Origin of the sequence: Streptomyces sp. NPDC097617 (assembly GCF_044761485.1) — a bacterium.
In the GTDB taxonomy this organism is placed as follows: Bacteria; Actinomycetota; Actinomycetes; order Streptomycetales; family Streptomycetaceae; genus Streptomyces.
Genome location: NZ_JBIWCL010000007.1, coordinates 106,616 through 127,450 on the forward strand (window position 1 = coordinate 106,616; position 20,835 = coordinate 127,450).

Here is a 20,835-nt window from a genome sequence, read left to right on the forward strand (position 1 = left end):
GCCCCGGGGACCCGGAAACCCCGTGGCCCGCAGCCGTCCACCGGGGACGGCCGCGGGCCACGGGACCAGGGGACTAGCTCCAGCTGGCGTGCAGCGGCTTGCCCTCGGCGTAACCGGCGGCGGACTGGATGCCGACCACGGCCTTCTCCTCGAACTCCGCGAGGGAGCCTGCACCGGAGTAGGTGCACGAGGAGCGGACGCCCGCGATGATCGAGTCGATCAGGTCCTCGACACCCGGGCGGGCCGGGTCGAGGAACATGCGCGAGGTGGAGATGCCCTCCTCGAACAGGCCCTTGCGGGCGCGGTCGTAGGACGACTCCTCGCTCGTGCGGTTCTGCACCGCGCGGGCGGAGGCCATGCCGAAGGACTCCTTGTACAGGCGCCCGTCGGCGGACTGCTGAAGGTCGCCCGGGGACTCGTACGTCCCGGCGAACCAGGAGCCGATCATCACGTTGGACGCGCCGGCGGCCAGCGCCATCGCCACGTCACGCGGGTGGCGGACGCCGCCGTCGGCCCACACGTGCTTGCCGTACTTCTTCGCCTCCGCCGCGCACTCCAGCACCGCGGAGAACTGCGGGCGGCCCACGCCGGTCATCATGCGGGTGGTGCACATGGCGCCGGGGCCCACACCGACCTTGATGATGTCCGCGCCGGCCTCGATGAGGTCCTTGACGCCCTCGGCGGCGACGATGTTGCCCGCCACGATCGGGACCTGCGGGTCCAGCGCGCGGATGGCCTTGATCGCGCTGATCATCGACTCCTGGTGGCCGTGCGCCGTGTCGATGACGATCGTGTCCACGCCCGCGTCGAGCAGCTGCTTGGCCTTGGCCACGAAGTCGCCGTTGATGCCGACGGCGGCCGCGATGCGCAGCTTGCCGTTCGCGTCGGTGGCCGGGGTGTAGAGCGTCGCGCGCAGCGCACCCTTGCGGGTGAGGAGGCCGACGAGACGGCCGTCCTTGTCGACGGCCGGGGCCAGCTTGCGGTGGCCGGCGTCGAGCTGGTTGAAGGCCTCGCGGGGGTCGATGTCGGCGTCGATGAGCAGCAGCTCCTTCGACATGACCTCGGAGAGCTGGGTGAAGCGGTCGACACCGGTCAGGTCGTGATCGGTGACGACGCCGACCGGGCGGCCCTCGGCGTCGACGACGACACCGGCGCCGTGGGCGCGCTTGGGCAGCAGGGACAGCGCGTCCGCGACCGTCTGGGTGGGCGCCAGCGTGATCGGGGTGTCGAGCACGAGGTGGCGGGTCTTCACCCAGGAGATGACGTCGGTGACGACCTCGATCGGGATGTCCTGCGGGATGACGACGATGCCGCCGCGGCGGGCGACCGTCTCGGCCATCCGGCGGCCCGCGATGGCGGTCATGTTGGCCACGACGAGGGGAATGGTGGTGCCGGTTCCGTCGGGCGAGGACAGGTCGACACCCTGACGGGAACCGACCGCGGAGCGGCTCGGCACCATGAACACATCGTCGTACGTCAGGTCGTACGGCGGCTTCAGGTCATTGAGAAAACGCACGTGCTGAACATCCCAGTCGATCGAAGGATCCGTCTACGCCCCGACAGGACAGCCGAGGAAACGCACGTACTTCATTCTCCCACGACCTGGCGTTCATGCCGCCCGGGCTGATCGTCCAGGACGGACCGGGCCCGATGGTCCTTTCCTACGGGACCTTGGTCCCGGCGGGCCTCTTCCGGCAGTGGACCGCACCCTGGCGCCGGACCGAGCGCGGGCCGGACCGGGTCGGGCCGCGTGGTGCGCAGCGCAGCGCAGCGCAGCGGGAATCCTCCCCGGCCACCGCCGGGTCCGGGTCCGGGAGCGTTCCCCCCGGACCCGGACCCGGACCCGGCGCCGATGGCGGGCATCAGCGGATGTACTCGCGGCGCGGGGCCTGTCCGGGCACATGCGGGCGCGGCGGAAGGCCGGCCGGGGTGGTGGCCGGCCCGGTGGGGCCGGGGTGGCCCGCGGGCGGCCGCGGGCGGGCGCCGAGCAGTTTGGCGGCGTGGGCCACGCTGGCGAGGGTGGCGTGGTGGTGCCAGCCGCGGAAGGAGCGGCCCTCGAAATCCCGGATGCCGACGGGTTCGCAGGTCTCGGCGAAGTCGAGGGAGACGCGGTCGGTGAGTTTGGCGAGCAGGAAGAGCTGGGCGAGCGGCCGGTCCCCGATGTTGGTGATCCAGAACTCGGAGGGCAGCAGGGCGGCTTCTGTCCAGGCTCCGACCAGCAGCAGTGGGGTGGGCGGCGTGGGCACGGGGCGCTCCTCGCAAGGGGTGACGAAGACCGAGGCGGAGGCCAGCCCGGTGGCGGCGCCCTCGGCGCGGCCGTGCCGGGTCCATTCGACGACACGGCGCTGGGAGCGCAGGGAGTCGATGAGTTCGCGGGCGGGGGCGGTGTGCGGACCGGGCTTGTGCCGGCCCGTGCCGCCGAAGGAGACGGGGAGCGAGCCGTCGACCTTGAAGACGAAGGGGATGTCCTGGAGGGTGAAGGACCCGACGCTCTGCGGCAGATCGCCGTTGGCCACCTCCATCACCACGGGCCGACGCTGGAGTTGCCAGCCGGCGGCCATCCGCTGGACGGCGTGCACGGCGTCCTCGGCGGGGGTGAGGGAGCGGGCGGTGTCGGGAATGCCGGCCCGCCGACGACGCAGGAGTTCGCCGGTCCAGGGCCCGGGGAGGGTGAGGGTCCATTCGACAGGGAAGCTGGCCTCGCTGGAGGCGAGCCAGATGCCGCTCGCCTGCTGGCAGTTGGCGGTGCGGCCGAGCTGCGGGACGAACTGCCGGCCGACGCCGACGGAGCGGTCTCCGGCCTTCTCGATGACCATGGGCTGGAGCACCCAGGCGAGGGGGCGCTGTGCAGTGCGTTCGAGGTGCTGGGCGAGGGAGCGGCGGACCGGGGTCCAGTCCCAGGGGGACTTGCTGATGAACTGCTGGAGGCTCTGCTCGACGGAACTGGCCCCTGCGCCGGCGATATTACGAATTGTTTTCTTTCCGGCGGTCCGCACCAGGCCGTTCAGATAGACGCGGGCCCAGTTTCGCTGGTCCCGCCGGGGTAAGGATTCGAAGAGCAGCGAGATCAGGACGTCGATCAATTCGGAGATTTCTGCCGTGGAATCCTCCGGCAGGACTACGCGAGCCATCTGGGCCTCCCCCGCGACCAGCTAGATCCAATACCCTACTTGCCCGCGACGAACGGCCGTAGGCCCCGGCGGCAACTTCCTGAGGCCGCCGACAGATGCGAGCCGCTCTTCCTCCACCACGAGAGGGGCGGAGATCCGGCTCGCCGCACACGAGATCGCAATCAAAAAGTGGGCGTCAAGTCCAAGCCGCCCGCATCCACATCCCACGCATACCGAGGAACAAGGAAAGCAATAACGACGGCGCATACACCGTCATCAAATCCCTCGACGCCCGGTTTCGCTTCCCATTACCTCCCCTTCCTTTGCCGCGCAGGCAGCGCCACACCATAAGGGGAGCCGTTGCGGCGCGCGCCCTCCCCGCACACGCTACCCAGATTTCGGCCGTCAGCCGCCGAATCCCGCTGCCTGGCGCCAGATTCGGCCACCGCGGACGATGCGCGTCCCGAACGCGTGCTCCGGTTCGGCGTTCAGGCTCACGCCCGCCCGGTAGAAGACGCCGACGCCGGACCACCGTCCGGATCTCGCCGGGACGCGATCGGGCGGTGCCGCCGACCTCCACGGCCTCGGCCGCGCGGTCGGCCGGCGCGCTCTCCTGCCCCTCGATCACCGGAAACTCCGTCCGGGCGCGCGGTCGCGGTTGGCGTGATCCCGAATGGCGTAATCCGGGGGGCGGGGCCAGTTCCTGCGCCGTCCGGGCCACGGCTGCCGCCGGGTCGTTCAGCTCGTGGGCGAGTCCGGCGACCAGGGCCCCGCACCGCTCGACGGGCCGGGAGCGCTGGGCTGAGAGCGAACGCCACAAGCCTTGCGATCAAGGGTGCAATGGATGCAACGTTGATTACATGATTACAACTGATCAGAGCGAACAGCTCCGCGCATGGTTCGCCGAGCGCCTGCCGGTCGACGTCTACGAGTCCCTCCACACGGTCGCCGTCGACCGCGAGGAGATCACGGTCGTGGGCGTCATACCGGCGACCGAATCGGTCAAGGAGTTCCGCGAACGCACCCGCGAACAGCGCATCGAAGTGGCCCGCGAGGCCGAGTCCCTCTACCGCCGGAAGGTGGCCTGGGGCGTACGGGTGGGCGAGGAGACGACCCTCTTCACCCACCTCGCCGTCCCGGTGATGACCCGCCTGCGCCAGTCCGAACGCCAGGTCCTCGACACCCTGGTCGCCGGCGGCGTGGCCCGCAGCCGCGCCGATGCCCTCGCCTGGTGCGTCCGGCTCGTGGGGCGCAACACGGACGAGTGGCTGACGGAGCTGCGCGACTCCCTGGACAAGGTCCAGCGGGTCCGCGCACAGGGCCCCGACGTCTCCGGGACCACCGACTCCATGAAGTCCGAGTCCGAATGAGGAATCCGCCCCGCGGCGGCGCGTGATCGCGTAAGGCTGGCGACGACCTTCACCCTGGGAGAGGCACGCACCCATGACGACCACCGTCGAATACATCCGCTACCGGATCGCATTGGACGACCAGCCGGCCTTCGAGGACGCCTACGCCCGGGCCGCCGTGTCCCTGGCCGCCTCGCCCGAGTGCATCGACTACGAACTGGCCCGCTGCGAGGAGGAGAAGGAGCGCTACATCCTCCGCATCCGCTGGACCTCCATCGAGGAGCACCTGGGCGGCTTCCGCAAAGGCGCGCAGTTCCCCGCCTTCTTCAACGCGATCCGTCCGTACGTGAGCGCCATCGAGGAGATGCAGCACTACCTCGTGACGGGCGTCGCCGGCACGGGAAAGGCCTCGGGAGAACGATGAGCACCACACCCACCATCTACGAGTGGATGGGCGGAGCGGAGGCGTTGAGCCGCCTCACGGACGCCTTCTACACGCACGCCCTGCGGGACGAGATCCTGGCCCCGGTCTTCGCCGGCATGGACTCGGAGCACCCTCAGCACGTCGCGGTCTGGCTGGCGGAGGTCTTCGGCGGCCCCTCCGACTACACCGCCCACCACGGCGGCCACCAGCACATGGCCACCAGGCACCTGGGCCGGGCGATCACCGAGAAGCAGCGCCGCCGCTGGGTGGACCTGCTGATGGACACGGCCGACGAGGTCGGCCTTCCGACGGACCCCGAATTCCGCGGCGTGTTCGCCTACTACATCGAGTGGGGCACCCGCATGGCCCTGATCTACTCGGGCCCCAACCCGCCCCCGGTCGACGCGGCCAAGATCCCGGTCTGGTCCTGGGGCCAAACCCCACCCTGGACCCCACCCACCCCACCGGCCTGACCCAGGGGGCGGGACGCTCCCTCAGCCTCGCCGGCGCTTGAGGCGCGGGGTCCGGGGCGGAGCCCCGGCAACCGGCCCGGCAACCGGCCCGGCATCGGCATCGGCATCGGCCAGTACCACCACCAGCTCCGGCCCGCCGTCGCCTCGCTCCCGCCAGAAGTCGACGGCCTCCTCCAGCACCTCGACGAACGTCTCCCACTCACCCGCCCGCGCGGCACCGGCGTACTCGCGCCACGAAGTCACCGCCACCAGCCACCCGCCACCGCCCGCCGGCAACCACGACAGATCCCGCAGCGCATCGGCCAGCGCATCCCAGTTCCCGCCGACCCACCCCGGCAGCCGCAAGGCACCCCCGCACCGCCGCATCAGCTCGGCCTTGCCACGCACCCCGTCCAGATCCAGCCGTACGGTGGTCCGGCCCACGACTTCGGCGGCTTCGAGCGCCGGGGCGAGCGGCTGCGGGTACAGGCTCATCGGAGAACCGCCTTGAAGGTCTCGTAGTGGTCGTCCGTGTAGAAGAACTCCCCACCCTCGCCCGTCACGATCCGCCGGGCCCCGCGGTCCCGCTCTCCCGGCGTCCGCACGGTGTACTCGTGGTAGTAGCCACGTTTCTGCTTGGGCAGGGCCTTCTCGAAGTTCCCGAAGACCGTGCCGTCCTGCCGGTAGGGGTACGGCCCGCCCTTGTCGATGAGCGCGAGCACGTCACGGGCCTGCTGCGGCAGCCCGTCGGCCCGTACGGCGGCCATCCCCTTCGCCCACCCGGGGACGGCACTGGCACTGGCACTGGCGCTGGCGGCGGTAGGCGCGGGCGCGGGTTTCGGCCCGCCACAGCCCACCGCACCGACCAGCGCGGCAGAGAGGAACAACGCCCCCAGCAAACGCAGCAACGATCGGGGCACGTTCCGAAAGATCATGCACCGATCGTGCCAAATATCCGATTCGCTCGCGAATCGCCCGGTCGCCTCAGAGGGCGGCCATCTTGGTGTAGGGACTCAGGATTCGCTTCTGGACCGAACCGAAGTCAACGAGAACAGCGATCCCCTCCTCGATTCCGACGACACGGCCGAGACCGTGCTCATCGTGAGTAACCCGGTCGCCGACGTTGAACTGCCGGATGGGCTGTTCCACGGGGGCCTTGAACGGGCTGGACGGCAAATGGCGGCGAGGTACTGCTGACTTTGTCATTGGAACCAGTATGCGCCCCGCAGGCCGCCGCGCGGTCCGCCGTTCGGATCTCAATTCCAGCACCATCCGCACCGGCGGCGTCATCAGAGGGGCCGCCGGGGCCCGTCGTGGCCGGTCAGGGCGCTTCAGTCGTCCGGGTCGGCCCGGTCCAAGGCCGGCCGCAGCCCTGGGGCCGACTCGGTGAGGAGGTAGTCGGCGACCGCTGTGTCCGTGACGAGACTGGTCACCAGACCCGACCTCAGCACGGCCCCGATCGCGGAGGCCTTGCGCAGCCCGCCCGCGATCGCGACGACCTCCGGGATCCGGCGCAGCCGGTCCGCCTCCACGGTGATGCACCGTTCGCCGAGGTCCCGGCCGACCCGGCGACCTTCCGAGTCGAACAGATGCGCGGACATCTCCGCCGCCACACCCAGCGAGGCGTAGTGTTCCCGCTCCTCGTCGGTCAGCATGTCGTGCACGGTCGAGATACCCGGCTCCCACGAGCCGATCGACACGGCCGCGACCGTCACCTTGTCGAAGTACTCGAAGGCGCGCGCGATCCCCGTCTGGCTGCGCAGCGCGGCCGCGGTCGCCGGATCGGGCAGCAGCATCGGCGCGTAGATCGGGTGCGCGTCGCCTCCCGAGACCTGCGCGGCCCGGCGGACGGCCTCGACCGACCCGCGCTCGGCGGTCCCCGCGTCGTAGACGCCGGTCAGCTGCACCACGGTGCACGGCGGCAGCCGGTGCAGGGAGGCGGCCATGTGAATGGTCGACCGCCCCCACGCCAGGCCCAGTACGTCGCCCTCGTTGACCAGCTCGCCCAAGAGGTCGGCGGCGACCGCGCCCAGGTTCTCCGGGTCCGGCGCGTCCTCGGTCGCATCGGCGGGCGACTCCACGACGACGGCGTGCCGGAGCCCGTACCGGGCCCTGAGCGCGTCCGACCGCTCCGCGTCGAGTTCCGCCGGTACCCGGATTTCGATGCGTACGAGGTCACGTTCGAGGGCGGTCTCCAGGACCCGGGCCACCTTGAAGCGGCTCACGCCGAACTCCTCGGCAATCTGGATCTTGGACTTGCCCTCCAGGTAGAAGCGGCGCGCCATGGCCGCCGCCTGCACCAGCTCCGCGGGTCCCATCCGCAGGGCTGACCGTCCCGCCGACATTGCAGACACCGCGTTCTCCTCACTGCTGTTCACACTCTCGACTCGCCGTTCATCCTGTCAGATCCGACGGCCGTTGATCAGCCTGGACAGCTCCCGTTCACCGAGCTGTTCATCAACCCTTGGTTCAGTGGTCGCAAGCCCAGGGTGCAGCTGCGATCGCCGCACCCGCCTGCTCACGCAGCGTGCGCACCGCGGAGGCCGGATCGACCGCTCCGTAGACCGCGCTGCCCGCCACGAAGACGTCCGCGCCGGCCTCGGCGCAGCGCTCGATCGTCGAGGCCGAGACCCCGCCGTCGACCTGGAGCCACAGCTCCAGGCCGTGCTTGGCGATCAGCTCCCGGGTGCGGCGGATCTTCGGCAGCATGATGTCGAGAAAGGGCTGGCCGCCGAACCCGGGCTCGACCGTCATGATCAGCAGCATGTCGAGCTCGGGGAGGATGTCCTCGTACTGCTCGATCGCCGTCGCGGGCTTGAGCGCCATGGAGGCACGCGCCCCCTTGGCCCGGATCTCCCGCGCGAGCCGCACGGGCGCGGCGGCGGCCTCGGCGTGGAAGGTGACCGAACCGGCACCCGCCTCCACGTACTGCGGGGCCCAGCGGTCCGGGTTCTCGATCATGAGGTGGAGGTCGAGAGGGATGTCCGTGGCCCTGCTCAGGGATTCCACGATCGGCATACCGAGGGTGAGATTCGGGACGAAATGGTTGTCCATGACGTCGACATGCAGCCAGTCGGCTCCCTCGACGGCCTTCGCCTCCTCGGCGAGTCGGGCGAAGTCGGCGGACAGGATGCTGGGATAAATCTGAGCGGCCATGCCCCAAGCCTGCCATGCCCCCACCGGGTTCCGGCCACGACCCCGCAAGTCGCTCCGCGACGGGCGGGGCGGCGGGGGTGGGGGTGGGGGTGGGGGTGGGGCGCCCTTGAGGGACCGGCACGACACGGAGAGACGATGAGGCTGACGGGAAACCCCATACGCATCCCTGACTACCGGCCCCGTGGATCCCGCCCCCACCGAAGCCCCCACCCACGCGACTACGCCGTGCGCCTCAGCAGTGCCAGGTACATCGCGTCCGTGCCGTGCAGGTGCGGCCACAGTTGGACGTCCGGGCCGTCGCCCAGGGCCGGGACGCCCGACATGAAGGGCCTCGCGTCGATCAGTTCCGCGGACACCGGGGAGTGGCCCGCGCCGCGGCCCTTGAGGACGTCGTCCACGACGACGCGGGTCTCCGCCAGGTGTGGCGAGCACGTCGCGTAGCCCACGATGCCGCCGACCCGCACCGCGGACAGCGCTTCGCGCAGCAGCCCGCGCTGGAGCGGCGCGAAGCCCTCCAGGTCCTCCGGACGCCGGCGCCAGCGGGACTCCGGGCGGCGGCGGAGCGCACCCAGGCCCGAGCACGGGACGTCCATCAGGACGCGGTCGAAGGAGCCCGGCATCCAGGGCGGGCGGGTGCCGTCGGCCGTGATGACCTGGTACGGGCCCGGGTTGCCCGCGAGGGAGCGCTCCACGAGCCGGGCCCGGTGCGGCTGCTTCTCCGAGGCCAGCAGGAACGCCCCGCGCTGCGCCGCGAGCGCCGCGAGCAGTGCAGCCTTGCCGCCCGGTCCGGCGCAGCCGTCGAGCCACATCTCGTCGCGGCCCTCGACCGGCGCGGCCGCCAGGGCCATGGCCACCAGCTGGCTTCCCTCGTCCTGCACGCCCGCACGGCCCTCGCGGACCGCCTGCAGCGCGCCCGGTTCGCCGCCCTCGGCCATCCGGACGGCGTACGGCGACCAGCGGCCCGGCAGCGCCGAGTCCTCGCCGACGGCCTCCAGCAGTTCCTCCTGCGTGGAGCGACCCGGGCGGGCGACCAGAGTGACCTCGGGCCGTTCGTTGTCGGCCTCCAGCAGGTCCTCGATGCCCGCGCGCCCGCCGCCCAGCGAGTCCCACAGGGCGCTGACGACCCACCTGGGGTGCGAGTGGTAGACCGCGAGGTGTTCCTCGGCGTCGTCCTCGTAGGGCGGGGCGACGCGCTCCAGCCAGCCGTCCAGGTCGTGCGCGGCGATCTTCCGCAGTACGGCGTTCACGAATTTGGCGCGCCCGTCCCCGAGCACGACCCGGGCCAGTTCCACGCTTGCGGAGACGGCCGCGTGGGTGGGGATGCGGGTGCCGAGCAGCTGGTGGGCGCCGAGCGAGAGCACGTCCAGTACCGGCGGGTCCACCTCGCGCAGCGGCCGGTCGATGCACGCCTTGATGACGGCGTCGTAGGTGCCCTGGCGTCGCAGCGTCCCGTAGACCAGCTCGGTGGCCAGCGCCGCGTCGCGCGCCTGGAAGCTCTCGTCCTGGCGGGCCTTCTTGAGCAGCGGCGGCAGCACGAGGTTGGCGTAGGCGTCGCGCTCGTCCACCGCCCGCAGCACCTCGAAGGCCAGCATCCGGACGGGGTCCTTCTTGGGCCGACGGTGCGGCTTGGCCTGCTTGCCACCCGCACCCGCGGGGGCGGGCGTGCGACGGGGCTGGCGGGGCTGTTCGCTCACGTGAAAGGTGCTCCGGGGTTACGAGTGCTGCGAAGTGCGGCGAAGTGCTACGAGTGGTACTGGTTCTGCGGGTGCCACGAGGGCGCGAGGCCTGCGCATCGTGCGCGGGGACGTCCGGCGTGCGGACGTCCCCGCCGATCAGCCTACGTCGGCTCCGCCGAGCCGCTCGCCGGGAGCGATCCGCACCCCGCGCGCCCAGTCGGCGGCCCGCATCGGCTTCTTGCCCTGGGGCTGCACCCACAGAAGCTCCACGGCGTGCGAGCCGGTGCCGACGTACACGTTGTTCTTGGCCGGGGCCAGCGCCCCCGGCTCCAGGTCCGTCCGGTCGGGCACCAGGCCCAGCGAGATCAGCTTGAGCCGATCGCCGCGGAAGACCGTCCACGCGCCCGGCGCCGGCGTGCAGCCGCGCACCAAGCGGTCGGCGCGCATCGCGGGGGCGGTCCAGTCGATCCGGGCGTCCTCCACGGTGATCTTGGGCGCGTGGGAGATCCCGTCGTGAGGCTGTTCGACGGCGCGCAGCGTGCCGTCCTCGATGCCGTCCATGGTGGCGGCGAGCAGCCCGGACCCGGCGAAGGCGAGCCGGGTGAGCAGGTCGCCGCTGGTGTCGGTCGGCCGGATCTCCTCGGTCAGGACGCCGTAGACGGGGCCGGTGTCCAGGCCCTCCTCGATCCGGAAGGTGGCGGCGCCGGTGACCTGGTCCCCCGCGATGATCGACTGCTGGACGGGCGCGGCTCCGCGCCAGGCGGGCAGCAGCGAGAAGTGCAGGTTGACCCAGCCGTGCCGCGGGATGTCGAGGGCGCTCTTCGGGATCAGGGCGCCGTAGGCGACGACCGGGCAGCAGTCGGGGTCGATCTCGCGCAGCCGGGCCTGGAAGTCGGGGTCGCGGGGCCGGGCGGGCTTGAGTACCTCGATGCCCGCCTCCTCGGCGCGTTCGGCGACCGGGCTGGCGACGAGCCGGCGGCCGCGGCCGGCCGGTGCGTCGGGCCGTGTGATGACGGCGGCGACCTCATGCCGCCCGGAGGCGATCAGGGCGTCCAGGGCGGGTACGGCGACCTCGGGGGTGCCTGCGAAGACGAGCTTCACTGTTGGACTACCTCGCTATCTCGGCTGTCAGCAGCGCACCAGTCTATGGGGCGTGCGTCGGGCCGCCCACCTGTGATGCTGAGGGGGCGTACGCACACGCGCGCGCCCCTCGCATATGCCGACACGCCCCCACAGCGTGACCTGGGCGACGGGTGGCGCGTTGGTCAAGAGAGATTGACCAAAACGGGCCGCGTGTGAACGGTGTCTGCGGCCCGATCCGCCCTTCAGCACCGGTTCGAGAGGCTTCTTCATGGCCGACCACGCCACCCACGACGCTCAAGCCCGGGCCAGCCTGCACCTCCTGGTACGGGACATCGAGCGGGTTCGCCGGCAGGTGGATGCCCTGCGTACGCTCACCGCCCAGCTCGGCAACGTGTACCGCCCGCGCCGATCGGGTCCTTCCACGGGTTTCGTCGTCTACGGCCGGGCGCCCGCGCCGACCGTCCGCCTCGCGCAGGAGCTGCGGGACAGCGTCGAGACGCTGGTGACCGCAGCGGTGGACTTCGACCGCTCGCTCGGTTTCTCGTGGGACGCGGTCGGCTCGGCGCTCGGTGTCACCAAGCAGGCCGTGCACCGCCGCTACGGGGCCCGCCGGGCGCAGTCCGCGGAATCCGCGGACCCGCTGGCCGAGGGCACGACCACAACCACGACCACGATCACCCGGACCCTGGGGCCGCTGCCGACCGTCCCGGCCGCCCGTTCGATGCCGCCGCAGCCGGTGCGCGAGGAGGCCCAGGCCACTGCCGGGGGTGTTCCCGGGCGGGTTCTGGGCGAGGCTCCCCGCTCTCCCGCCTTCCCCGGTCCGCGCAACGGCTGACGGGTGTCCTGCCGCCGGGACGCCGACACCCGACGGCCGGTGGACCCGGCTCGCAGCGTCGTGACCGACCCCTGGCGGGGCGACCGTACGGGTCGCCCCACCAGGGGTTTTCCGCGTCAGCCGATGTCCGGCGGGTCGATGCGCACCCGGACGGCGTCCGCCGCCGGGACCCCGCGTGCCATCCGGGCCGCCTGCGCGGCCTTCAGGGCGGCCGCGAGGGCGGCTCCGCTGCCCGGCGGGACCCGGACCAGTGCCCGCTCCCCGGGGGACGGCTCCCCGCGCCGCCCCGGGAGCGGTACCGGTCCCAGGATCTCCGCGTCGGGCGGCAGCCCGGCGCCGGCCAGGAAGGCCTCGACCACTTCGCCCCGCCCGGCCACCGCCGCCATCCGGGACACGGGTGGGAAGCCGAGCTGGGCCCGCTCCGCCAGCTCCCGTACGGCATGGCCCACCGGGTCCCACCGGACGAGCGCCTGGACGGGCCGCAGCGTCGGCTCGGCGACCACCACGACCTGGCCGTCCCCCCGGACCAGGGAGGCGGCCGCGATCCAGCGCCGCAGCGCGTCCTCGCCGGCCCGCAGGTCGGGGCGGGTCAGCATGGCCCAGCCGTCGAGCAGCAGCGCGGCCGCGTAGCCGGCTCCCGCGGCCACCGGTTCGGCGCCGGGGGTGCTCACCACCAGCGCCGGCCGGTCCGGTACCTCGTCCAGGATGTGGTCGCGCCCCGAGGTCCGTACGGGCACGGCCGGGAAGACCCGTCCCAGTTCCTCGGCGGTGCGCCGGGCGCCGACCACCTGGGCCCGCAGCCGGAACGACCCGCACTCCTCGCAGTGCCAGGACGTCTCGTCCCTCCCGCACCACCCGCACCGCAGGTCCCGCTCGTCGGGGGCCTCCAGCGGTCCCGCGCAGACCCTGCAGCGGGCGGGGGTTCGGCAGCGCTCGCACGCCAGGCGGGGTGCGTAACCCCGCCGCGGCACCTGCACCAGCACCGGCCCGGTCTTCAGCCCTTCCCGTACGGTCTCCCACGCCAGGCTGGGCAGGCGCGCGGCCCGGGCCGCCTCGTCGCGGGCCAGCAGTTCGTCCCCGACGGTGCGGATCCGGGGCGCGCGGGCCCGTACCGTCTCACGGTCGGCGACCAGGGGCCGCGCCCAGCCGGACTCGACCAGCTGGGCGGCTTCCACGGTGCAGCTCGTACTGCCCGCGAGGAAGCCGCAGCCGTCGCTGACGGCACGCAGCTCCAGCACCTCCCGCACGTGCGGGAAGGGGGCGCGGTCGTCGCTGTGGCTGGAGTCCCCGTCGTCCCAGACGGCCACGAGCCCGAGGTCCTGTACGGGTGCGAACATCGCGGCCCGGGTGCCGATGACGGCCCGCACCGAGCCCCGGTGCACGGCGAGCCACTGGCGGTAGCGCTTCTCAGGTCCCGACTCGGCGGTGAGCAGCGCGTGCCGGCCCTCGCCGAGCAGGGCGGTCAGGGCCGCGTCGACGCGGGCGGCGGTCCGCCCGTCGGGGAGCACGGCCAGGGCGCCGCGGCCGGAAGCCAGCGTGGCGGCCATGGCGCGGGCGAGTTCGTCGGCCCAGCCGGGGCCGGGCAGTGCGGTCCACACGGCGCGCGGGGCGCCGCCGGTGGCGAGGGCGCGCAGGAAGCCGGGCCCGGCGCCGTACTGCTCCCAGCCGCCGGGTTCGGGGGCGGCGGGCGGCGGCAGCGGCTCCGGTGAGGGCTTGGCCTCGGCCCTGGCGTTGCGCGGGGGCAGGGCGAGCTGGAGGACGTCGGCGAGGCTGCCCGCGTACCGGTCGGCGACGGCCCGCGCGAGGGCCAGCATGCGGGGGCTGAGGACCACCTCGGGCGAGACCACGTGGGCGAGGGCGGCCAGCGCCCCGTTGTAGTCGGAGTCGGCGCGGCGCTCGACGATGAATCCGTCGATGAGGCCGCCGCCCTCGCGGCGGCCGCCGTGCACCTGGTGGGAGCCGGCGCCGAAGCGGACGCGGACCCGGACCCCGGGCTGCGCGGCCTCGGAGAGCTCGGCGGGCACGGCGTAGTCGAAGGTCCGGTCGAGGTGGAGCACGCCCTTGTTCACGAGGACCCGGGCGACGGGCAGCTCCTCGGCGAGTGCGGCCCCCCGCCAGGTACGCGGCTTCGCCTTGGGCGCCTTGGCCTTCGCCTCGGCGACCATCTCCCGGATGAGCGCGAGCTGCTCGGGCGGCGCTCCCGCCGGGGATTCGTTCTCGCCGTTGTCGCTGCTCACATCAGCATTCTTACCAAAGTCCACTGACAGCCACGGCATGCGTACGGCCCCGGACCAGGAGGTCCGGGGCCGTACGCGTCCGCCGTGCGGCGGGGTGTCCGAGCCGGTTTACAGGCCGGCGGCCGCGCGCAGTGCTTCCACGCGGTCGGTGCGCTCCCAGGTGAAGTCCGGCAGCTCGCGGCCGAAGTGGCCGTAGGCGGCGGTCTGGGCGTAGATCGGGCGCAGCAGGTCGAGGTCGCGGATGATCGCGGCCGGGCGCAGGTCGAAGACCTCGCCGATCGCGTCCTCGATCTTCTGGACCTCCACCTTGGCGGTGCCGAAGGTCTCGACGAAGAGACCGACGGGCTCGGCCTTGCCGATGGCGTACGCGACCTGGACCTCGCAGCGCGATGCGAGGCCGGCGGCGACCACGTTCTTGGCGACCCAGCGCATGGCGTAGGCGGCGGAGCGGTCGACCTTGGACGGGTCCTTGCCGGAGAAGGCGCCGCCGCCGTGGCGGGCCATGCCGCCGTAGGTGTCGATGATGATCTTGCGGCCGGTGAGGCCGGCGTCGCCCATCGGGCCGCCGATCTCGAAGCGGCCGGTCGGGTTCACCAGCAGCCGGTAGCCCTCGGTGTCGAGCTTGATGCCGTCCTCGACGAGCTGGGCCAGGACGTGCTCGACGACGAACTCGCGGATGTCGGGAGCGAGCAGCGAGTCGAGGTCGATGTCCGAGGCGTGCTGCGAGGAGACCACGACGGTGTCCAGGCGCACGGCCTTGTCGCCGTCGTACTCGATGGTGACCTGGGTCTTGCCGTCGGGGCGCAGGTACGGGATGGTCCCGTTCTTGCGGACCTCGGACAGCCGGCGCGAGAGCTTGTGCGCGATGTGGATCGGCAGCGGCATCAGCTCGGGGGTCTCGTCGCAGGCGTAGCCGAACATCAGGCCCTGGTCGCCGGCGCCCTGCTTGTCGAGCTCGTCCTCGTCGCCCTCGACGCGCTTCTCGTAGGCGGTGTCGACGCCCTGCGCGATGTCCGGGGACTGCGCGCCGATGGACACCGACACGCCACAGGAGGCGCCGTCGAAGCCCTTCTTCGAGGAGTCGTAGCCGATTTCGAGGATCTTCTCGCGCACGAGCTGCGCGATCGGCGCGTAGGCCTTCGTCGTCACCTCTCCCGCGATGTGCACGAGACCCGTGGTGATGAGGGTCTCCACGGCGACGCGCGAGGTCGGGTCCTCGGTGAGGAGCGCATCGAGGATCGTGTCGCTGATCTGGTCAGCGATCTTGTCGGGGTGGCCCTCGGTGACGGACTCCGAGGTGAAGAGACGACGGGACACAACGCTCCCTGGGGTTGCAGCGGCTGCTGGCTGATCATTTGGCGGAACCACATCGGAGGCTGCGCCCGATCACGTTCCGGATGCAGTTTATCGGTCGCCACCGTTTCCGGGACCACCCGTCTCGCCTTATGGGAGCCGTGTGACCTGCGGCACTCCCATTCTTACGCACGGATGTGATCAGGAGAAGGGGAATCGGCCCAGGCGCGTCGCGCTAGAGCCGGACCGCCACCTGGTCCCAGATCACATCGGCCAGCGCTTCCTTCGGACCATAGGGCACCGACACCTCGGACCCGCCGGTGGCCAGGATGACTGCCTCGTTCTCCTCGGAACCAAAGGTTCGGGACTCCCCCACCTCGTTCACGACGAGAAGGTCACACCCCTTGCGCGCGAGCTTGGCCCGGCCGTTCGCGAGGACGTCGTCGGTCTCCGCCGCGAACCCCACCACGACCTGCCCCGTCCGGGCCCGGTCGGCAGAGATCTCCGCGAGAACGTCCGGATTGCGCACGAGCGCGACCGGCGCCGGGTCCTGGCCGTCCTTCTTCTTGATCTTCCCACCCGCGTACTCGGCGGGCCGGAAGTCGGCCACGGCCGCGGCCATCACCACGACGTCGGCGTCCGGGGCCGCCGTGAGCACGGCTTCCCTCAGCTGTACGGCGGTCCCCACGCGTACGACGTCCACCCCGGCCGGGTCTGCCAGCGCGGTGTTGGCCGCGATCAGGGTGACCCTGGCCCCTCGGGCGACGGCGGTGCGGGCGAGGGCGTAGCCCTGCTTGCCGGAGGAGCGGTTGCCGAGGAACCGGACCGGGTCCAGGGGCTCGCGCGTACCGCCCGCGCTGATCACCACGTGCCGTCCGGTGAGGTCCGGCCCGGCCGTCCCGCGGGCCAGGACCCGGCGGCAGACCTCGAAGATCTCCTCGGGGTCGGGCAGCCGCCCCTTGCCGGTGTCCTTGCCGGTGAGCCGGCCGACGGCGGGCTCGATGACCAGGGCGCCGCGGCGGCGCAGTGCGGCCACGTTCTCCTGGGTGGCGGGGTGCTCCCACATCTCGGTGTGCATGGCGGGGGCGAAGACGACCGGGCAGCGCGCGGTGAGCAGGGTGTTCGTGAGCAGGTCGTCGGCCAGCCCGTGGGCGGCCTTGGCCAGCATGTCGGCGGTGGCCGGGGCGACGACGACGAGGTCGGCGGACTGCCCGATGCGCACGTGCGGCACCTCGTGGACGGATTCCCACACCTCGGTGGAGGCCGGGTTCCCGGAGAGGGCGGACCAGGTGGCCTCCCCCACGAAGTTCAGGGAGGCCGCGGTGGGCACCACCCGCACGTCGTGGCCGGACTCGGTCAGCCGGCGGAGCAGCTCGCACGCCTTGTAGGCGGCGATCCCGCCACTGACTCCCAGTACGACCTTCGGCTTATCCATCCGCGTGCACCCCTTTGACTGCGCGACGTGTGCGACGTGTGCAATGTGTGACGTGTGCCATGTGTCCGACGCGTTCGGCTCCGAGCGACGTCGTACCCACCCATGACACACCACAGGCCCGGCAGATGTTCTGCCGGGCCTGTGGTGAAAGGACTGGTGCCTTACTGAGCCGGGGCCTCGATGGCCTCGGAGGTCAGCAGACCCGCGTTGATCTCGCGCAGCGCGATCGAAAGCGGCTTCTCGTGGACGTGGGTGTCCACCAGCGGGCCGACGTACTCGAGCAGGCCCTCACCGAGCTGCGAGTAGTACGCGTTGATCTGACGCGCGCGCTTGGCCGCGTAGATCACGAGGCTGTACTTCGAGTCCGTGGCCTCGAGCAGCTCGTCGATCGGCGGGTTGATGATGCCCTCGGGCGCAGTGATGGAAGAGGACACGCTCTACCTTCCGAAGATGGGTGAAAGATGGGGCCGTCCTGGAATTGATCGACTGAAAACCATCGATCAACGATCAGACAACTGCCACCAAGGCTAGCAGCTCACGCGCCACGTCCTCGACGGAGGTGTTGACCAGGGTGGTATCGAACTCGGACTCGGCAGCGAGCTCGATCTTCGCGGCGGCCAGCCGACGCTCGATGACCTCAGCCGATTCCGTGCCGCGACCGGTCAGCCGGCGGACCAGCTCGTCCCAGCTCGGCGGTGCCAGGAAGACCAGCTGGGCGTCGGGCTTGGACTCGCGGACGAGTCGTGCGCCCTGGAGATCGATCTCCAGCAGTACCGGCTCGCCGTTGTCCAGGCGTTCCAGCACCGCGCTGCGGGGAGTGCCGTAGCGGTTGCCCGCGAACTCGGCCCACTCCAGCAGCTCGCCGTTGGCGATCAGCTTGTCGAACTCGTCGTCATTGACGAAGAAGTAGTGGACTCCGTGTCGCTCACCGGGCCGCGGCTTGCGGGTGGTGGCCGACACCGAGAGCCATACCTCGGGGTGAACCTTGCGCATATGCGCGACGACCGTGCTCTTACCGACCCCTGAAGGGCCGGAGAGCACGGTCAGCCGCGGACGAACCTCTGCTGCCATAGAGCGATTATCCAGCTTCTCAGGACTGCCTGAGAACGCCGGGAGAACTTCAGTCGACGCCTCAGGCGCCGGTGCTGCCGAACTCGCGCTCCAGAGAGGCGATCTGGTTGGAACCGAGACCTCGGACACGCCGGGACTCGGAGATGCCGAGACGCTCCATGATCTGCTTGGCGCGCACCTTGCCCACGCCAGGCAGAGACTCCAGCAGGGCGGAGACCTTCATCTTGCCGATGACGTCGTTCTCCTGGCCCGTCTTGATGACCTCTTGGAGCGAGGCGCCGGAGTGCTTGAGCCGATTCTTCACCTCGGCCCGCTCCCGGCGAGCCGCGGCGGCCTTTTCGAGCGCGGCTGCGCGCTGTTCAGGGGTAAGGGGCGGAAGAGCCACGCCTACGTCACCTCGGATGTCGAACTGTCGGATACGGACCGGTGGGTAGCCCAAAGGCAACACACCTCGCGAGCTCCCGAACAGCGATGGAACTCGTTCGCTGCGCGTTCACTCTGATCGGAGACTAGCGGCCAACACCGCTCCAGTCAGCGAGAACGGACGAAAAGTCCTGGTCAGCCTCCACTGAACCGTACATCACGGACAAAATACCCCGCTTTTGTCCGATGAAGAGCGTTCGAGTTTCGCCAAGAATTACGAGAGGCCCTGCCGCGGAGGTGCGGCAGGGCCTCAACGGGTGACCGATTACGCGGTGACGGCCTCGTGGATCTCGTCGGCGAAGCGCCGTGCGGCGTCGCGCAGGGCGTTCACGTCCGGACCGTGCTTCAGGACGCCCCGCGACACGTTCGGGACGACGTTGCGCACGGCCTTGCCGAACACGCCCGGCAGATCCGCGGCCGTCGCGCCCTGCGCGCCGATGCCGGGAGCCAGCAGCGGCCCGTTGATGTCCAGGTCGAAGCGGGACAGGTCGCCCAGCGTGGCACCGACCACCGCGCCGAAGGAGCCCATGGGGACGGCGTCCGCGTTCTCCGCCGCCAGGTGCGCCAGCATCGTCGCGCCGATCGTCCTGCCGTCCTCCCGGACCGCCCGCTGGACCTCCGCGCCCTCCGGGTTCGAGGTCAGCGCGAGGACGAAGAGGCCCGCGCCCGACTCCCGGGCCAGGTCCACGGCCGGCTTCAGCGAGCCGTAGCCCAGGTACGGGGAGACCGTCAGCGCGTCCGAGAACAGCGGCGAGGCCGGGTCCAGGAAGGCCGAGGCGTACGCCGCCATCGTCGAGCCGATGTCGCCGCGCTTCGCGTCCATGACCACCAGGGTCCCGGCCGCCCGGGCGTCCGCGACGGTCCGCTCGAGGGCGGCCACGCCCTTCGAGCCGAACCGCTCGAAGAAGGCCGCCTGCGGCTTGAAGACCGCCACCGACTCGGCGAGCGCGTCGACGACCGTACGGGAGAACCGCTCCAGGCCCGCGATGTCGTCCTGGAGGCCCCACTGGGCCAGCAGGGCCGCGTGCGGGTCGATGCCCACGCACAGCGGGCCCCGGGAGTCCATCGCCGCGCGCAGGCGGGCGCCGAACGGGGTCACAGTCACTTGGTGGCCTTTCGGGTCTCGGCGCCCACCGCTTCGGCGAGCGTCGCGTACGGGCTGGTGGCCAGGCGCGCGGCCAGGCCCTTGTGGAGGGCACGGGCGTAGAACGGGCCCTCGTAGATGAAGGCGCTGTAGCCCTGGATCAGCGTGGCACCGGCCAGGATCCGCTGCCAGGCGTCCTCGGCGTTCTCGATGCCGCCGACCCCGACCAGGACGAGGCGGTCCCCCACACGGGCGTACAGGCGGCGCAGGACCTCCAGCGAGCGCTCCTTGACGGGGGCGCCGGAGAGCCCGCCGGTCTCCTTCACCAGGGACGGGGAGGACTTCAGGCCCAGCCCCTCGCGGGCGATGGTGGTGTTCGTCGCGATGATGCCGTCGAGGCCCAGCTCCAGGGCCAGGTCGGCGACCGCGTCCACGTCCTCGTCCGCGAGGTCGGGGGCGATCTTGACCAGCAGCGGAACCCGGCGGTCGGTCACCGCGCGGTCGGCGGCCTCGCGGACGGCCGTCAGAAGCGGCCGCAGCGACTCGGTGGCCTGCAGGTTGCGCAGGCCGGGGGTGTTCGGGGAGGAGACGTTCACGACGAGGTAGTCGGCGTGCCGGGCCAGGCGCTCGGTGGAGGCGACGTAGTCCCCCACGGCCTCCTCCTCGGGCACGACCTTCGTCTTGCCGATGTTGACGCCGACGACCGTCCGGCTGCTCCTTTGACCGAGAGCGGCCTCACGGGCCGCCAGGCGGGCCGCCACGGCCGCGGAGCCCTCGTTGTTGAAGCCCATGCGGTTGATCAGCGCGCGGTCCGGCACGAGGCGGAACAGGCGCTTCTTCGGGTTGCCGGGCTGCGGCTCGGCCGTGACGGTGCCGATCTCGATGTGGTCGAAGCCGAGCATCGACATGCCGTCGATGGCCACGGCGTTCTTGTCGAAGCCCGCGGCGAGGCCGAAGGGGCCGTGCATGCGCAGGCCGAGGGCCTCGGTGCGGAGCTCCTCGTAGCGCGGGGCCAGGGCGGCCGCGACGAAGGTGCGCAGCACGGGGGTGCGGGCGGCGAGGCGGATCCAGCGGAAGGCCAGGTAGTGGGCCTGTTCCGGGTCCATCCGCTTGAAGACCAGGTTGAAGAAGGTTTTGTACATCGTCGGAAAATCCCTCTGCGCTCGTGAAGAGGGGGACACCCGTCGTGAAACCGGTGTCCCCCTCC

General features: G+C 71.5%; 21 protein-coding genes. 4 read left to right on the plus strand and 17 right to left on the minus strand.

All coding sequences use genetic code 11. From position 1 onward, the window contains the following. Positions 1-73 precede the first annotated feature (73 nt). Positions 74-1,516, minus strand: a complete 1,443-nt coding sequence (locus ACIQZO_RS14575) for a GuaB1 family IMP dehydrogenase-related protein (RefSeq protein WP_403625288.1) — start codon at positions 1,514-1,516, stop codon at positions 74-76. A 346-nt stretch (positions 1,517-1,862) separates the two neighbouring features. Next, on the minus strand, positions 1,863-3,131 hold the full coding sequence (locus ACIQZO_RS14580; RefSeq protein WP_403625291.1) for an IS701 family transposase: 1,269 nt from the start codon (positions 3,129-3,131) through the stop codon (positions 1,863-1,865). A gap of 839 nt (positions 3,132-3,970) precedes the next feature. On the opposite strand from ACIQZO_RS14580, the gene ACIQZO_RS14585 reads away from it, so the two are divergent. From ACIQZO_RS14585 to ACIQZO_RS14595, 3 genes are all read left to right on the plus strand, one after another. Continuing rightward, complete coding sequence (locus ACIQZO_RS14585) at positions 3,971-4,480, plus strand: hypothetical protein (RefSeq protein ID WP_403625294.1); 510 nt, start codon at positions 3,971-3,973, stop codon at positions 4,478-4,480. 73 nt (positions 4,481-4,553) lie between these two features. Further along, positions 4,554-4,883, plus strand: a complete 330-nt coding sequence (locus ACIQZO_RS14590; protein WP_403625297.1) for a putative quinol monooxygenase — start codon at positions 4,554-4,556, stop codon at positions 4,881-4,883. Further along, positions 4,880-5,356 (plus strand): group II truncated hemoglobin, encoded by a 477-nt coding sequence (locus ACIQZO_RS14595; RefSeq protein WP_403625300.1) that lies wholly within the window; start codon positions 4,880-4,882, stop codon positions 5,354-5,356. The genes ACIQZO_RS14590 and ACIQZO_RS14595 overlap by 4 nt, the downstream gene beginning before the upstream one ends. A 21-nt stretch (positions 5,357-5,377) precedes the next feature. Here ACIQZO_RS14595 and ACIQZO_RS14600 read toward each other — a convergent pair whose 3' ends face one another. From ACIQZO_RS14600 to fmt, 7 genes are all read right to left on the minus strand, one after another. Continuing rightward, a complete protein-coding gene (locus ACIQZO_RS14600; RefSeq protein ID WP_403625303.1) occupies positions 5,378-5,830 on the minus strand; it encodes a barstar family protein in 453 nt (150 codons plus the stop codon). Beyond that, on the minus strand, positions 5,827-6,270 hold the full coding sequence (locus tag ACIQZO_RS14605) for a ribonuclease domain-containing protein (protein WP_403625306.1): 444 nt from the start codon (positions 6,268-6,270) through the stop codon (positions 5,827-5,829). Before ACIQZO_RS14605 ends, ACIQZO_RS14600 begins: the two co-directional genes overlap by 4 nt. 49 nt (positions 6,271-6,319) lie before the next feature. Beyond that, entirely contained in the window at positions 6,320-6,541 is a 222-nt protein-coding gene (locus tag ACIQZO_RS14610) for a CarD family transcriptional regulator (RefSeq protein ID WP_030012151.1), read from the minus strand. Between the two features lie 125 nt (positions 6,542-6,666). Further along, positions 6,667-7,680: a sugar-binding transcriptional regulator gene (locus ACIQZO_RS14615; RefSeq protein ID WP_403625753.1), complete on the minus strand. Its 1,014-nt coding sequence runs from the start codon at positions 7,678-7,680 to the stop codon at positions 6,667-6,669. A 124-nt stretch (positions 7,681-7,804) separates the two neighbouring features. Next, entirely contained in the window at positions 7,805-8,491 is a 687-nt protein-coding gene (rpe, locus tag ACIQZO_RS14620; RefSeq protein WP_403625310.1) for a ribulose-phosphate 3-epimerase, read from the minus strand. A gap of 218 nt (positions 8,492-8,709) precedes the next feature. Beyond that, on the minus strand, positions 8,710-10,185 hold the full coding sequence (locus ACIQZO_RS14625) for an RsmB/NOP family class I SAM-dependent RNA methyltransferase (protein WP_403625313.1): 1,476 nt from the start codon (positions 10,183-10,185) through the stop codon (positions 8,710-8,712). Positions 10,186-10,323: 138 nt separating this feature from the next. Further along, positions 10,324-11,268 carry a methionyl-tRNA formyltransferase gene (fmt, locus tag ACIQZO_RS14630; protein WP_403625316.1) on the minus strand — a complete coding sequence of 315 codons (945 nt, stop codon included), beginning with the start codon at positions 11,266-11,268 and terminating at the stop codon, positions 10,324-10,326. Between the two features lie 250 nt (positions 11,269-11,518). Here fmt and ACIQZO_RS14635 point away from each other — a divergent pair, with 250 nt between their 5' ends. Continuing rightward, complete coding sequence (locus ACIQZO_RS14635) at positions 11,519-12,085, plus strand: hypothetical protein (protein WP_403625319.1); 567 nt, start codon at positions 11,519-11,521, stop codon at positions 12,083-12,085. Between the two features lie 116 nt (positions 12,086-12,201). Here ACIQZO_RS14635 and ACIQZO_RS14640 read toward each other — a convergent pair whose 3' ends face one another. The 8 genes from ACIQZO_RS14640 to ACIQZO_RS14675 all read right to left on the minus strand — a co-directional run bounded on the left by ACIQZO_RS14640 (position 12,202) and on the right by ACIQZO_RS14675 (position 20,770). Then, on the minus strand, positions 12,202-14,322 hold the full coding sequence (locus tag ACIQZO_RS14640; RefSeq protein WP_403625322.1) for a primosomal protein N': 2,121 nt from the start codon (positions 14,320-14,322) through the stop codon (positions 12,202-12,204). A gap of 108 nt (positions 14,323-14,430) precedes the next feature. Further along, positions 14,431-15,639, minus strand: coding sequence for a methionine adenosyltransferase (metK, locus tag ACIQZO_RS14645; protein WP_403625325.1), 1,209 nt, complete (start codon positions 15,637-15,639; stop codon positions 14,431-14,433). A 211-nt stretch (positions 15,640-15,850) separates the two neighbouring features. After that, positions 15,851-17,050 (minus strand): bifunctional phosphopantothenoylcysteine decarboxylase/phosphopantothenate--cysteine ligase CoaBC, encoded by a 1,200-nt coding sequence (gene coaBC, locus ACIQZO_RS14650; protein ID WP_403625327.1) that lies wholly within the window; start codon positions 17,048-17,050, stop codon positions 15,851-15,853. Between the two features lie 161 nt (positions 17,051-17,211). Then, positions 17,212-17,484 (minus strand): DNA-directed RNA polymerase subunit omega, encoded by a 273-nt coding sequence (gene rpoZ, locus ACIQZO_RS14655; protein WP_004948662.1) that lies wholly within the window; start codon positions 17,482-17,484, stop codon positions 17,212-17,214. Positions 17,485-17,557: 73 nt separating this feature from the next. Continuing rightward, positions 17,558-18,121 carry a guanylate kinase gene (gene gmk, locus ACIQZO_RS14660; protein ID WP_403625330.1) on the minus strand — a complete coding sequence of 188 codons (564 nt, stop codon included), beginning with the start codon at positions 18,119-18,121 and terminating at the stop codon, positions 17,558-17,560. Positions 18,122-18,182: 61 nt separating this feature from the next. Further along, on the minus strand, positions 18,183-18,506 hold the full coding sequence (locus tag ACIQZO_RS14665; RefSeq protein ID WP_030008746.1) for an integration host factor: 324 nt from the start codon (positions 18,504-18,506) through the stop codon (positions 18,183-18,185). Positions 18,507-18,809: 303 nt separating this feature from the next. Beyond that, positions 18,810-19,643, minus strand: a complete 834-nt coding sequence (gene pyrF, locus ACIQZO_RS14670) for an orotidine-5'-phosphate decarboxylase (RefSeq protein ID WP_403625756.1) — start codon at positions 19,641-19,643, stop codon at positions 18,810-18,812. A 2-nt stretch (positions 19,644-19,645) separates the two neighbouring features. Further along, a complete protein-coding gene (locus ACIQZO_RS14675) occupies positions 19,646-20,770 on the minus strand; it encodes a quinone-dependent dihydroorotate dehydrogenase (protein WP_403625333.1) in 1,125 nt (374 codons plus the stop codon). Between the last annotated feature and the right edge of the window lie 65 nt (positions 20,771-20,835).

What these genes read in the sequence shown, in the direction of transcription:
- ACIQZO_RS14595 (WP_403625300.1), top strand. Translation starts at nt 4,880, where the DNA reads ATGAGCACCACACCCACCATCTACGAGTGGATGGGCGGAGCGGAGGCG.
- coaBC (WP_403625327.1), bottom strand. Translation starts at nt 17,050, where the DNA reads ATGGATAAGCCGAAGGTCGTACTGGGAGTCAGTGGCGGGATCGCCGCC.
- ACIQZO_RS14580 (WP_403625291.1), bottom strand. Translation starts at nt 3,131, where the DNA reads ATGGCTCGCGTAGTCCTGCCGGAGGATTCCACGGCAGAAATCTCCGAA.
- gmk (WP_403625330.1), bottom strand. Translation starts at nt 18,121, where the DNA reads ATGGCAGCAGAGGTTCGTCCGCGGCTGACCGTGCTCTCCGGCCCTTCA.
- ACIQZO_RS14590 (WP_403625297.1), top strand. Translation starts at nt 4,554, where the DNA reads ATGACGACCACCGTCGAATACATCCGCTACCGGATCGCATTGGACGAC.
- ACIQZO_RS14605 (WP_403625306.1), bottom strand. Translation starts at nt 6,270, where the DNA reads ATGATCTTTCGGAACGTGCCCCGATCGTTGCTGCGTTTGCTGGGGGCG.
- rpe (WP_403625310.1), bottom strand. Translation starts at nt 8,491, where the DNA reads ATGGCCGCTCAGATTTATCCCAGCATCCTGTCCGCCGACTTCGCCCGA.
- ACIQZO_RS14635 (WP_403625319.1), top strand. Translation starts at nt 11,519, where the DNA reads ATGGCCGACCACGCCACCCACGACGCTCAAGCCCGGGCCAGCCTGCAC.
- ACIQZO_RS14675 (WP_403625333.1), bottom strand. Translation starts at nt 20,770, where the DNA reads ATGTACAAAACCTTCTTCAACCTGGTCTTCAAGCGGATGGACCCGGAA.
- ACIQZO_RS14610 (WP_030012151.1), bottom strand. Translation starts at nt 6,541, where the DNA reads ATGACAAAGTCAGCAGTACCTCGCCGCCATTTGCCGTCCAGCCCGTTC.
- ACIQZO_RS14585 (WP_403625294.1), top strand. Translation starts at nt 3,971, where the DNA reads ATGATTACAACTGATCAGAGCGAACAGCTCCGCGCATGGTTCGCCGAG.
- ACIQZO_RS14600 (WP_403625303.1), bottom strand. Translation starts at nt 5,830, where the DNA reads ATGAGCCTGTACCCGCAGCCGCTCGCCCCGGCGCTCGAAGCCGCCGAA.
- ACIQZO_RS14615 (WP_403625753.1), bottom strand. Translation starts at nt 7,680, where the DNA reads ATGTCGGCGGGACGGTCAGCCCTGCGGATGGGACCCGCGGAGCTGGTG.